At 56.3% G+C, this 12,349-nt stretch carries 11 protein-coding genes; 4 read left to right on the plus strand and 7 right to left on the minus strand.

Features of this window, described 5'->3' with window-relative positions; genetic code table 11:
• The first annotated feature begins 77 nt into the window (after positions 1-77).
• Positions 78-1,256: a dipeptidase gene (locus ACR0IM_RS04390; RefSeq protein WP_480680944.1), complete on the plus strand. Its 1,179-nt coding sequence runs from the start codon at positions 78-80 to the stop codon at positions 1,254-1,256.
• A gap of 207 nt (positions 1,257-1,463) precedes the next feature.
• A complete protein-coding gene (locus ACR0IM_RS04395) occupies positions 1,464-2,543 on the plus strand; it encodes a fasciclin domain-containing protein (RefSeq protein ID WP_480680946.1) in 1,080 nt (359 codons plus the stop codon).
• 47 nt (positions 2,544-2,590) lie between these two features.
• On the opposite strand, the gene rpoH is transcribed toward ACR0IM_RS04395, so the two are convergent.
• A complete protein-coding gene (rpoH, locus tag ACR0IM_RS04400) occupies positions 2,591-3,487 on the minus strand; it encodes an RNA polymerase sigma factor RpoH (RefSeq protein ID WP_170324581.1) in 897 nt (298 codons plus the stop codon).
• A gap of 145 nt (positions 3,488-3,632) precedes the next feature.
• Positions 3,633-4,667: an RluA family pseudouridine synthase gene (locus ACR0IM_RS04405; RefSeq protein WP_480680947.1), complete on the minus strand. Its 1,035-nt coding sequence runs from the start codon at positions 4,665-4,667 to the stop codon at positions 3,633-3,635.
• Between ACR0IM_RS04405 and ACR0IM_RS04410 the strand changes: the two genes are divergently transcribed.
• Entirely contained in the window at positions 4,666-4,971 is a 306-nt protein-coding gene (locus ACR0IM_RS04410; RefSeq protein WP_480589662.1) for a DUF6476 family protein, read from the plus strand. The genes ACR0IM_RS04405 and ACR0IM_RS04410 overlap by 2 nt on opposite strands.
• Positions 4,972-4,974: 3 nt before the next feature.
• Here ACR0IM_RS04410 and ACR0IM_RS04415 read toward each other — a convergent pair whose 3' ends face one another.
• The 5 genes from ACR0IM_RS04415 to ACR0IM_RS04435 all read right to left on the minus strand — a co-directional run bounded on the left by ACR0IM_RS04415 (position 4,975) and on the right by ACR0IM_RS04435 (position 11,034).
• Complete coding sequence (locus ACR0IM_RS04415) at positions 4,975-5,958, minus strand: hypothetical protein (RefSeq protein ID WP_480680948.1); 984 nt, start codon at positions 5,956-5,958, stop codon at positions 4,975-4,977.
• Between the two features lie 31 nt (positions 5,959-5,989).
• Complete coding sequence (locus ACR0IM_RS04420; protein WP_480680949.1) at positions 5,990-6,949, minus strand: glycosyltransferase family 2 protein; 960 nt, start codon at positions 6,947-6,949, stop codon at positions 5,990-5,992.
• Between the two features lie 175 nt (positions 6,950-7,124).
• Positions 7,125-9,113, minus strand: coding sequence for a hypothetical protein (locus tag ACR0IM_RS04425; protein ID WP_480680951.1), 1,989 nt, complete (start codon positions 9,111-9,113; stop codon positions 7,125-7,127).
• Entirely contained in the window at positions 9,110-10,045 is a 936-nt protein-coding gene (locus ACR0IM_RS04430; RefSeq protein ID WP_480680952.1) for a hypothetical protein, read from the minus strand. Before ACR0IM_RS04430 ends, ACR0IM_RS04425 begins: the two co-directional genes overlap by 4 nt.
• A 5-nt stretch (positions 10,046-10,050) precedes the next feature.
• On the minus strand, positions 10,051-11,034 hold the full coding sequence (locus ACR0IM_RS04435; protein ID WP_480680953.1) for a glycosyltransferase family 2 protein: 984 nt from the start codon (positions 11,032-11,034) through the stop codon (positions 10,051-10,053).
• Positions 11,035-11,454: 420 nt separating this feature from the next.
• Between ACR0IM_RS04435 and ACR0IM_RS04440 the strand changes: the two genes are divergently transcribed.
• Positions 11,455-12,252 carry a sensor histidine kinase gene (locus ACR0IM_RS04440; RefSeq protein WP_480680954.1) on the plus strand — a complete coding sequence of 266 codons (798 nt, stop codon included), beginning with the start codon at positions 11,455-11,457 and terminating at the stop codon, positions 12,250-12,252.
• The last annotated feature ends 97 nt before the right edge of the window (positions 12,253-12,349 follow it).

Here is a 12,349-nt window from a genome sequence, read left to right on the forward strand (position 1 = left end):
ACCTTCCGACGTTAAGTCAGGCTTTTATCTGCAAGGAACCACCCTAATCTGCCCGTACAGGTCGGGAGGGTGTGAGAATGAAGCGGGTCTTCAAATGGATAGGCGTTCTGCTCGGGTTTGCGGTGATCGTCGGTGCTGTGGTGTTTTTCGGATTTCTGCCGTCTTACATCGAAGCGAAACGCAACAGCGTGATCGACCACGCACCCTTTGAAATATCGGGGGACGCTGCCACCTTACACGAAACCCTGATTGTCGGCGACCTGCACGCAGACCCCTTGTTGTGGAGCCGAGATCTGAACGAACGCGGCACACGGGGTCAAGTCGACATCCCCCGTCTGATCGAAGGCAACGTAGCCTTGCAAGTCTTTACCGCCGTGACCAAATCCCCCGCCGGACAGAACTATGAGGCAAACTCGCCCGAGGCGTTCGACAACATCACCCTTCTGGCGATCGGGCAGCTTTGGCCCTTACGCACCTGGGACAGCCTCAAAGAACGCGCCGTCTATCAGGCCGAAAAGCTGCACCAGTTCGAGGCTTCTTCGGACAGCCAGTTGAAGATTATCAAAACCCGCGCCGACCTGGATACCGTATTGGCCGCACGTGCCGCGGGTCAGCCGGTTGTCGGAGGCATTCTGGGCATCGAAGGCGCACACGCGCTGGAAGGTGACCTGAGCAATCTGGACACGCTGTTCGATGCCGGGCACCGCGTCTTTGGATTGCACCACTTTTTCGACAATGAACTGGGCGGGTCGCTGCATGGTTACGGCGAAACCGGCCTGACCGAGTTCGGCCGTCAAGTCGTGACAGAACTGGCGCAGCGCCCTGTCGTCATCGACCTTGCCCATTCCAGCCCGCAGGTCGCCCATGAGGTAATCGCAATGACCGACGTCCCCCTGATTGTCAGCCATGGCGGCCTGTACGGGTTCTGCCCGGTCAAACGCAATTTTCCGGACAACCTGATGCAGGACATCGCCGCAACCGGGGGCGTCATTGGCATGGGCTATTGGGCGGATGTGACCTGCGGCGACATCACTCCGACCGGTATCGCCAGGATGATCAAGGCCGCGATCGATACCGTGGGAGAAGATCATGTGTCGCTGGGTTCGGACTATGACGGCTCGGTTGAAACGGCGTTTGACACCTCGGAACTGGCCACCTTGACGTCAGCTTTGCTGGCGCAGGGTCTGACCGAAATGCAGGTTCGCAAGGTGATGGGTGAGAATATGGTGCGCGTTTTCAGACAACAATTGAACTAGCTGAATCTTGCGCCGTAACCGCTTGATTTCACGACCGGGATTCACTCAAGAACCGGTGGGTAACCCCACTGTTTCAAATCTCGACATCCGAATTTCGTGATCCGTTTTTCCGCTCTCTCCGTACCAAATGTATCGCCGACGGGATGAGGTGCTTTTGCAAGCCCTTTCCCTGTCAAAGGTGGCAACTAGGGTGGGAGATGAACCGAAATGCCAGAAATGACAGACGGACCTACGATCACGGAACGCGTTATTCAGATCAGCGGAGACCCGGGAACATTTGACAACAACGGCGGGGATTTCGACATCCTCCGTGAAGCCGTAATTGCGGCGGGACTTGCAGGGACACTGGACAGCGACGCGGTCGACCTGACCGTGTTTGCACCAACCGATGCGGCCTTCGTGGCGTTGGCTCAGGCCTTGGGCTATGGCGGCTCGGATGAGGCCGGGGCGCTTGGGCACATCGTGAAGGCGCTAACCCTGCTGGGCGGCGGTGATCCCCTGCCTTTGCTGACCAACATCCTGCAATACCACGTCGTTGACGGTTCGTTCACCAAAGATGCCGTTGTCAGTCTTGGTGACGGCGCCCAGATCGAAACCTTGCTGGGAACAAGTCTGGAACTGAACCTGCTGAGTTCGCCTCCAAGCCTGGAAGACGCGGATCCGGGCATTGCGGACCCGGGCCTCATTGCCTTCGACGTCGAAGCTTCGAACGGGATCATCCACGTGCTTGACGGCGTGCTGCTTCCGGTCTCGGTTACCGGCATTCTGGGGCAGAAGAACACAGACTTCATTATTGGTGACGACTCGGACGAGTTTCATTTTACCGGACGCGGTCAGGACTTTGTGCATGGCGGCGGCGGCAGTGATTTTATCGTTGCCGGGCGCGGCAATGATGTCGCCTTGGGCGGCACTGGGCATGACACCATCTTTGGTGGCCGCGGCAAGGACATCCTGCGCGGTGATGAAGGCGACGACTCTATCTTTGGCGGCCGTGGAAAGGATCTGATCGATGGTGGAGCCGACGATGACTTTCTGGTTGGTGGTCGCGGACACGACACCTTCTTCTTCGACGATGGCGACGGAGAAGACCTCATCCTCGACTTCCAGGTCGGCAAGGACAAAATCGACCTCAGCGCCTATGACGGCATTCACAGCTTTGAGGACATCGAAGACCATATCTCGGGCGGTTTCTTCAGCACAACCATCGAGTTGGGAGATGGCGACAGCATAGACCTGCTTGGCGTGCGGGCCGGCCAGTTGTCCGAGAGCGATTTTGTATTCGCGTAACAAAAAAAGCCCGCCGTGAAAGGCGGGCTTCTTAGCTTGGGCAGGTCTCAGACCGTGCCCAGCATTCCTTTTTCACGCGCCAGTTCACGCATCTTTTTCTGCAGCTTCTCGAAGGCACGGACTTCGATCTGGCGAATGCGCTCGCGGCTGACATTGTACTGCGTGCTCAGTTCTTCCAGCGTGACGGGCTGATCCATCAGACGGCGCTGCGTCAGGATATCCTTTTCCCGATCGTTCAGCACGTCCAGAGCAGCCGCCAGCAACTCACGCCGCGCATCCAGTTCGTCACGCGCTTCATAGTCGCCAGCCTGGTCGGCATCTTCATCCTCAAGCCAGTCCTGCCACTGCATGGTTCCTTCGCCTTCGGACCCGACGGTCGCGTTCAGCGAGGCATCGCCACCGGACATCCGGCGGTTCATGCTGATGACTTCTTCCTCGGTCACGCCCAGATCATTGGCGATCTGCGCGACGTTTTCAGGTCGCAGGTCGCCCTCTTCCAGCGCACCGATGCGCGCCTTGGCCTTGCGCAGATTGAAAAACAGCTTCTTCTGCGCCGAGGTCGTTCCCAGTTTCACCAAAGACCACGACCGCAGGATGTATTCCTGAATCGAGGCGCGGATCCACCACATCGCATAGGTCGCCAAACGGAAACCCTTTTCCGGGTCGAACCGTTTGACCGCCTGCATCAGGCCCACATTGGCCTCGGAAATCACCTCGGCCTGCGGTAGGCCGTAACCGCGATACCCCATAGCGATCTTGGCCGCCAGTCGCAGGTGCGAGGTGACCATTTTATGAGCCGATTCAGTATCTTGTTCTTCCACCCAACGCTTGGCGAGCATGTACTCTTCTTCCGGTTCCAGCAGCGGGAACTTGCGAATTTCCTGCATATAGCGGTTCAGACCACCTTCCGGCGTCGGCGCGGGGAGATTTGCGTAATTTGCCATGTTTCATGTCCCTCCGACAAATGTTTAAGTCGTTAACATGGATATGGGAGGTCTTCCCAATCCGTTCAAGAGGTACCGTTAACAGTTTGGAATTAACGATTGATAAAGGAAACCTAAGAAAGTCTTATTCACGGAACTTTGCGCATTATGTCAGCGGCGCGCGAAGCTGTTCAATCAGTTTTTGCATGTCTTCCGGCAATTCGGCCTCAAAGCGCAGGTTTTCCCCCGACACCGGGTGTTCAAAACCCAAAACGGCAGCGTGAAGTGCTTGGCGTGGGAAGGCGCGGACGGCTTCGGAGGTTACGGCGCTGAACGCCTTGGCCGCCAGTTTGCGCTTACCCCCATAGACAGGATCACCCACCAACCCATGCCCGGCATGGGCCATGTGGACGCGAATCTGGTGCGTGCGGCCGGTCTCCAGCCAGCATTCGATCAGCGCCAACCCCGCCGGAATGCCGAATGCCTCGACCACGCGCGTCCGAGTAACCGCGTGGCGACCACCGTGAAACAGCACTGCCTGTCTTTGCCGGTCGGTCTTGTGACGCGCCAACTGAGTGGTCAGACGCATGATGTTTCCAGGCTCAAAGCTAACTCCCTTCACCCCACGAAGACGCGGGTCATTCGCATCAGGCACGCCGTAGCAAATGGCTCGGTAATACCGCTCGACTGTGTGCGCCTCGAACTGAGCCGCCAACCCGTGATGTGCCGCATCCGATTTCGCGACCACCAGCAAGCCACTGGTTTCCTTGTCGATACGATGCACGATTCCGGGGCGTTTCACTCCACCAACGCCAGACAGGTCGTCTCCGCAATGATGCAACAACGCGTTCACAAGTGTCCCGTTCGGAGAACCCGGCGCAGGGTGCACGACCATACCCGCCGGTTTGTTGATAACGATCAGATCAGCGTCCTCGAATACCACCTCCAACGGGATATCCTCGGGACCGATATGGCTGTCCTCGGCCTCGGCCACAGTGATGACCACGGTTGTGCCTTCCGCCATCTTAGCCTTGGGGTCGCGCACCACGGTCCCGTCGATCCGCACGGCGCCTTCATCGATCAGCTTGGCCAATCGCGTGCGTGACAGGTTTTCCTCGGCTGGCACATCGCGCGAAAGCGCCTTATCAAGGCGTGGCGGCGGATCGGCCGCGATCTGAAATTCAATCTGACGGGTGCCCATGACTGTCCCTTCCGAACCCCAAGAACCGCAGGAAACGCCGCAGCTTCGCCTGCTACGGAGAATGGTCATGCTGCTGACCGCGGTGATGATTGGCGGGGTTCTAGTGACATTCGCGCTGATTGTCATCCGACTATCGGATAGAACCCCCGCCCTGCCGGAACAAGTCGAACTGCCTGATGGCGCGAAGGCGCAGGCCGTAACCATCGGCAACAACTGGTACGCGGTGGTGACGGATGACAACCGCATTCTGATCTTTGACAAGACCACCGGCCGCCAGCGTCAGGAAATCACTATCGAGCCCTGACTCTCACTTCTCCAGCGCCATGCGGAACACGATCTCGGACGCGCGGCGCAGGGCATCGTATTCCTGGGCCGTGTCGCGACGGAATTTCTGATCCTCGTCGCTCAACTCAACCGGGTCGAACATCTGAGGGCGTTCGGGAAAAAACTCTTGCCGGAACGCGACATCGTGGCTGGCTACGAATTCGTCCAGCCAGGCCCGCTCATCCGGTTCCAAAACGTCGTACCGCCGGATCATGACCGGATCTTCGACCACGCGTCGGCGCAGACGACGGCTTTCCTGACGCCCGAGCGCCCTGGACACGATGCCAAAGGCCTCGCTGGCGGCTCGCGAATGCGACAGGTTCGAAGGTTGATCGACCACCACTTCGCCGGGCAAAGACACACCGATACGCGACATGAAATCGTCGACCACATTCCCCTGCACCATCTGAGAACGATCATAAAGAACCGGCACGATGGCGACCCCCGGAAAAGCCTGACGGATTCGATCCAGCTTTGCCGAAAAGCTGTAAATCCCCGGATCAGCCTTGATCCTGCTCAGCAAGTTCCCGACATAGTCGGTTGCACTCCCCCCCAACCGGCCGTTCTTGGCACGTTGCTTGTAGTCAGCTTCGAGGAAATCGGAATACCTGCGGCAATAGTAGGTGACCCGCAGCTCGCGCGAGGGGATTTCCGCAAAGACCTGCGCCAACCTGCTCAGGTCGCAGTTATAGAACATTTCGGATGACACCAGGCAGGTCTGATCTCTGTGCGCGTCATATTCGATGGCCATTGCCTCACGAAACGAGTCCATCGGTTGATTGGTCTGGTTCATGTGAAAGGCAATGATGTTGTGGCTGATCGCAAGACGGCCTTGGCCTTCACGGCGCCGCCGCCCGGTTTCCATATAGCGCAACCCTACATCGGCAAGCTGTACCCTGTTCTGCTGCACATATCCCTGAAGCGCAGTCGTGCCGGTCTTGGGCATACCCAAATGCAGCCAAAGCATCAGATGCCTCCTGTTTCAGATTTGATCCCGATCATTCGCTGTGACTGGCCGTAAAACCCGCCGTCATCCGCTGCATCAGGCCCTGCATCTCGGGTTGTTCACGCAGCTGCGCAATCTTCTGTCTGTGCAGGTCGCAGGACATGCGGTGCAAACGGGACGTCTCGGGGTCTGAGAGCAGTTCGTAATACTGCTCGCGCTTGCGGTCGAGGATGGCATCAATCGAGCCGTCTTCCTTGGCGTTATGGTTCATCATGTCCCAATACTCCATGCCAAGGCTTTCCCCCGTATGGTGGGCGCGGCCGCGTAGTTTCTTGACCAGGTAGCTTTCGCAGGACTTCAGCGCATAGTGGTTGATCTGGACCAGATCATAGCCAATGGAATCCCGCGCAGACCGCCAGCTGCCGGTAAAATACCGGTCCGGCATCAACTGCCCCGATCCGTTGTACCAATGGCACTCTTCCATGGACTCGACCGTGGGCCGCTTTGGCCTGTGAACGCCCAGGGTGTCCCAAAGCTCGCGCCGGAACATTGTCTTGAATCCCCAGGCTTGCGGCGGTCGGTGCTTTTTCTGCTGCGCCGCGCGTCGAAACTGATCCGACAGGAATCGGTCTTCATACCGAACGACACCTGCATTCCCGAACAGCCGCCACGTCATCGAGATCATTTTCGCGTCCGGAATCGCATCGGTCAGCGCCCTCAGCGTGTTATTCCCGGTTTTGATGTTGATGTGTTCGTCGGCGTCAATCACGAGAACCCAGTCCTGAGGCCGCGCGATCTCCATCTTCAGGAATTTCCTGTAGGCCCGTTTTTGCGGATTGCTCTGGCGGTGTGCATTGTTGTCGACATGGGTCAGGATGCCCCTTTCATCCAACCGCTGCAGCAGGGCGTCCGTGCCATCGGTGCAGTCATTGGTCATCACGACAATCTGGTCGATACCGATTGCACGGCAATGGGCCACCCACTCCAGCACAAAGGGACCCTCGTTCTTCATCGGGGTCACGCTTATAAATCGGGGATCGTGGTCAGACACTTATTCGCCTCGTGTTTTACCGCTTATTGAACCTGCGCCCGAAACCCTGCGGCTTTCGCTCGGGCCACAGCCTAGGCTTACTGGGCACAACAGCCAAGAGTAATAAGCATCGTATTGAAGACCTGCGTCTTTCTCATCATGTACGGGCCAGTTGGTTCGCAAAACGCTTGAATGGCGGAAACAGGTCATGCGCTTTTTGCAGGTATGACCTTGCCTTGCCCTTTTTGCCCCGCCGCAGGTATATTTGACCGGCTTCCCCCTGAATAACCGCTGAGTTGTCATCCAGGTCAGCCGCCTGAACGATCTGGTTTTGCCCTTGCTCGACGGTCTCATTCCTTTCCAGAAACTTCCCCATCGCGAAAACCAGAAACGGGTTTCCGGGATCACACGCCACAGCTTCGGCCAGTGTCATCCGGGCGCGGGGCAAATCACCATCCGCTTCGTAAAGCACTGACAGCCTTTTATGATAGAGCGGGTTTTCCGGCCAGTCGGACGTAATTTTCCGCATAGCATCAATGGCTTGCGATAGGCTAATGGCGTCCAATTGCCAGTGCAGTACAGCCCTGCCCGCCAGAACACCCGGGTCATCAGCACTTGTACCCACAAAACCGTCGAACCCTTCGCTCAAGCGCTCCAAACGAGAACGATCATCAAGAATCCTGCGAGCTTTTTGATCCAATGCTAGATCGGCCCAATCCAACAAGATGAAATCGAAATTGCAGGGCTGCCTGACCAGTACCTTGTGCTGCACCAAGTACAGATTGTTGAATGGTGGGAAACGCCGTCGACGAACCTGTCTCTGCACCTGCCAGTCCGTTGGTGGAAACAGCCGGGCGGAAACCTGATCGCGGTACAGCATTCGGGACGCCAGCACTGCAACATCGGGACGTAATGGCTTGCCCCAGAACGCGCGCGCCAAATAACGGCTGGCAGACCACCGTTTCTTTTGCGCCCCCAGTGTGGCCGCGCGCAATGCAAGCAATACGGCATAGTCTTCGGACCACAGGTTCCCGTTGGCCAGCCCGGCCGCGGCCAGCTTTTCGCATTCCTTCCACTTTGACAGGTAGAAACAATTTATGGCCTGCAAAAGCGGCATGAACGCGTTGTCGGCCTCTTCGTCCAAAATGGGCCGCGCCAGTTCGTAGGCTTTTTCTATTTCATCCTGCGCGCACAGATATTGAGCGGCCTTGGCATAAATATGTGCTGCCTCAGACGGGTTCAAAAAGGCATTGGGCCCCTTGGAAACACGATCAACCACACGATGATTGGCAACAGAGATTTCATCGTCGGACAGGACATCCTTGAACACCAGGCGTTGCCGCCCCGATATCCGGGCAGCGGCCATTGAAAACGCCGATATGTAAGGCGCGACCACCTGCTCGGCCCTTGACATCGTGTACAGTTCAAGAAAATCGCGCTGCGCCCGCGTCAGATCAGAGACATCCGCGATGTCCGACATCCGCAATAGCTTAGGGTAACGCGTTTGAAACCGGGTGATCAGCTCCGGCTGATCTGAAAACATGATGGCCGTTTGCCCGGAGTTTTTTTCTAGATGCGCCTCGTACAACTCTTCTGGTTCGATCTTGGCGGGCCACGTCGTGTGCTTCCAGGGCAACCCGTTCAGAATGTCACCCCGCCGGATGTGGTAGGCCGACACCCCTTGCCCGGACAGTTTCTCATCGGCGCTTGCCATCATGGCGCGGATCTCGTCCGTAAAGCCGATCTGATGGATAAAGTCCCGGTATCGCGGGCGGATCGTCTCTATATCCTCCCAGGGGAAGGCCAGCACCTCGAACCCTTCCTCGACCAGAACCGAGCGGCCCGCATTGAGATGTGCAATCAGGCGATCCGGAGTTTTGTCGCCCTGAAAGGTCCAGATGGGCAGGGCCTTTCTGGTAAGCCGATCGAATGCCTTGGCGCTGAGAAAGCGCGCATTCATCCAGTCCTGGGCGAACAGTTCCTGCGGCTGATCCAGCTCGGGCGCGTCCGATCCCTGCGGAAACCAGTTCACTTTGTATGAAGTGTCAAAATCCTCGGCCAGACGGATGCAGGTCAGCATCATCAACAGGCGCGCGCCCATGCGGTCCTTGCGCTGTCCGATGAATACCCCTTTTTCTCGCGTCATGAGGAGTTCCCGTCCAATGCAGCGCGACGCAGCGTTCGGAACCTCTGGCGGGCCTGCCGCACCAATACCGGGTGACTCTCGCCTGCCTGCGCCTCGATGGCGCGCATAACCATGGGCAGACGGCGGCGCGCGCGCATCCTCCGGTAAAACTCACCCGTCGTTAGCGTACCGTCCATCGCCTTCAGCATTACCGGCTTGAGGATATCCAGTTTGCGCAGCATCGGTGCAGCGAAGTGGTTCGAAAACCACGTCTTGAGCAAAATGACGTTTTCCCCCTGCAACCGCGTGACCTGCCGCCGGTCGAGCTCGAAAAAGGGGTCATAGAACACATAGGCCCTACCCGCCGCCTTCACCGTCTGGGCTGCGTCCCCCAAAGGCAGGTCCCAGTCCTGAACCTGACCAAAACGATACCGGGTTTCCCACGGCACCAGACGTTCATCCAGCGTGGTCTGCGGGTTGAACGCAACCACATGCGCGCCGGGCACCAGTTCGGAAAAGGTCAGCGCCCCGAAGCCGCCCATCGAAGCACCGGCAAAGACGACTTGATCAAAGTTGTCGAAAAACCCCTCAGCCGCGCGGCTCTGAAAATACGAGATGATCTCGGGGTCGCGATACCACGCCTTGGTGCGCGCAAAGACCCCCATATGAGACCAGCCTTCATCACGAAAGAACTTCCAGCCCCAGGGTTCGCGCGCAAAAGACAGATCGTTGGCATTGGCGATATTGTCAAAACTGACAACCAGTTGTGACGCGGAACGCTGGTGAAACAAAACCGAATGGCGTTCCAGCTTTTGCAGGAACCCGGAACCGTCGCCCCCCGGATAAAGCTCAACAAACCACGGCGGCGCGGGATCGGTCAAAATACGCTCGTACCCCGTCTTGCGGTCGGGGTGTTCTGGCTTAAGCTGCTCTTTCGAAAGGTCGTCTGCCATGATCCTCAGGTGAGATTATCCGCTAACCACATCCGGAAATCCATCCAATCCGGGCGCGATTTGATCTCGGCGATTTTTGCGCGGTGCCAATCGCAGGCCTGCGCGTGCAATTCACGCAGCACCGGGTCTGCTTTCAGCTCTGCCAGAAGAGGTGCCGCACGCCGTGCGATGGGCTGAATGGACGGGTCGGATTCTTTGTTGGCGTTCATGTCCTGCCAGTAGGACTGTCCCTGATCCACCTTGATATGGTTGGTCCGGCCCCGGTCGCGCTTGATCAGAAAACCGTCCAGAGACCGGACCGAATAGTGGTGCAGACGACCAAGCGAATGATCGAAATTGCGCCATGCACGCCAGCCAACCTTCTCGGCTGGGAACAGTTTACCTCCGGCATCCGACCAAGCGACCTCGCCTTCCCTGCCCTCTTCCACACCCTTCGGACGATGCGGCCCGAACCGGGTGAACTTGCCATTGTTGCGGAACAGGGTTTTCAAACCATAGGCCCGGCCCGAGTGATAGGGAAACTCCTGATCCCCCATCGCAAAGGCTTCGGTTACAGGCCGGTCTTCAAAGCTGATATTTCCGGAGCTTCCAAACAGTTTCCACGCGAATGAGATCGCATCCACCGGCTGACCTGCTCGGCTTTCGACCTCGGCGATCAATGCGTCAAAGCTGTTGTCGCCATGGCGAATGTTCCAGAACTCATCCACGTCCAGACACAGCAGCCAATCGGCTTCCTTGACCTTGGGCTGGCGCCGCGCCCGCCGCAACATCTGATGCTGCGGGTTTCCACCCTCTTTAACCTCGTTCGGGACATGGGTGGACAACCCCAGTTCCTGCAATCGGCGGGCGATATCGTCGGTGCCGTCATCGCAGTCGTTGGTGAAAATCACAAAGTGATCGACACCCAACGTCTTATGAAACGCGACCCATTCCAGCATGTAGGGGCCTTCGTTCTTCATCGTAGTGAATACGGTTATGGCCTGCGACATCAAAACTTCCCAACTTGTATTGACGTTCGTCATACACAACCCCGAGGGCGTGGGCGAGACAGGAAATCACGACAAGGATAATCCAGGGCAAACTGGTGCACCTCTACCCGCCCCAACGGGCAAATCGCCAGATTGTCTGATGAGAATGGTGCGGTCGAGAAGCATCTAGAACAATCGAACCAGCGCCTTTCACCCCTTATTTTTATGGGCAAAATGCCCTCGGGCAGCCTTCAGATTTCTCCAAATGTGTGCTGTCTTAAGGCGTATTGTGTGTTGTGGTGCCTGTCAATACAGCGCTCGGGCGTAATGGCGGCAAAGACGGACCGACGCGCGAGTTTCATAGACTAAAACGAAAGAACAGATTGTTGATTTCTTTCGCTAACTTCCTAAAATTTGCATCATTCGGCTTGTGAGGTTTTGATGAGAACTCCTTGGATTGGGATAACTATTTGCCTTTTTGGTTTTGTTTTCGCGGGTTATTTGTTTTTTGGTATTGATTGGTCTGATCCAGTTGCGGCAAAGGAGAATATGCTTCACGAACTTTTCAAGTTCTCTATTACGACAGTGTTGGTTGGTGGTGCTGCGCTGTTCTATGACGCTTTATCTAAAAGAAATGAATTGCGCCATGAACTTGCTGAGAAACAAAGCCAAGAAAGAATGGCAAACATAGAAAAGGAGCGCGCACGGCTCGAAGCACTAAATGAGCGAAAAAGAGAAGTGTCAGCCAATCGGAGACGGCGGCTTGAAGAGTTTTTTAATGATATAACTGACGCCTACAACGATATTAAGTTTACTAGGCGTGAGTTAAGACGTGCCCTTGAGCCGCTTGATGATCTCGATTTTCATATTGATCAAGAAGGCTATTGCGAACTGATGAGGAAACTTAACCGAGGGCAGTTAAAGCTAGAGCAATACAGGCGAATTTTGGAGAGTAAGCCTTCCTACCTTGCTTTCATCGAAACAAAAGGAATTCTGTGGATCGCAAGGGCGGAAAACTACCTTAGAAGTGTGACTAAAGAATATGAGAGGAGTAAGTTAAAAGTCTCCAGCAATACCAATCAGAAGTGCGTGGTAAGCCCCGATTCAAGACTTTTCCAATTTGTAACTTCAAGTAAAAACCCTTTCCATGATGGCACTGCAATGGACGAACACTTCCGCCCGCTCGACAAGTTGTTTCGTGAGTTGGCTAAGAATATTGAATATTTAGAACAAACCTAATGCTAAAGCTGGTTCTTTCTTTGTCGGAATAAAAAAGGGCCAGCCTGATGTGAACCAGACCAGCCCCCCTTAGGAACTTGTTTAGGCCCCCGCCTAA

The organism is Ruegeria sp. BF6 (assembly GCF_056538665.1).